At 67.3% G+C, this 459-nt stretch carries 1 protein-coding gene; it reads left to right on the top strand.

Going from position 1 to position 459, the window contains the following annotated elements; all coding sequences use genetic code 11:
* Positions 1-155: 155 nt before the first annotated feature.
* Positions 156-459, top strand: a 304-nt coding sequence (locus ACWGPE_RS18635) for an ATP-binding cassette domain-containing protein (protein WP_452049252.1), incomplete at its 3' end; no start/stop codon positions are given.

Here is a 459-nt window from a genome sequence, read left to right as displayed (position 1 = left end):
GCTCGGGCCGCCGTTCCCGATGCGTTGCGACGTCCCCACCCTGGCATTCGTCGCGCTGCCGATCGTCGCCGTCGTGATCGGCCTGCTGGCCAGCGTGGCCGGGCTGCGCCGCGCTGTCACCATCGACCCCGCCCTGGCATTCCGAGGACCCTGACATGGCCGACCTTCTCGTCAAAGACCTCGTCGTGGAGTACTCCAGCGGCGGCTACGCGGTGCGCCCCATCGACGGACTCGACCTCGAAGTCCCCGCCGGATCGCTGGCAATCCTGTTGGGCCCCAGCGGTTGTGGGAAGACCACCCTGCTGTCATGTCTGGGCGGGATCCTCAAACCGACCGCGGGCCGCATCGAGTTCGGCGACGTCGATGTCACCACCTTGAACAAGAAAGCGCTGTCGGACTACCGGCGCGACACCGTCGGGATCGTGTTCCAAGCCTTCAACCTGGTGCCCAGCCTGACGG

This window comes from Agromyces sp. NPDC055658, assembly GCF_053618155.1.
Note: the sequence above shows the minus strand (reverse complement) of the source record. Positions and strands in the feature narration are given on the sequence as shown.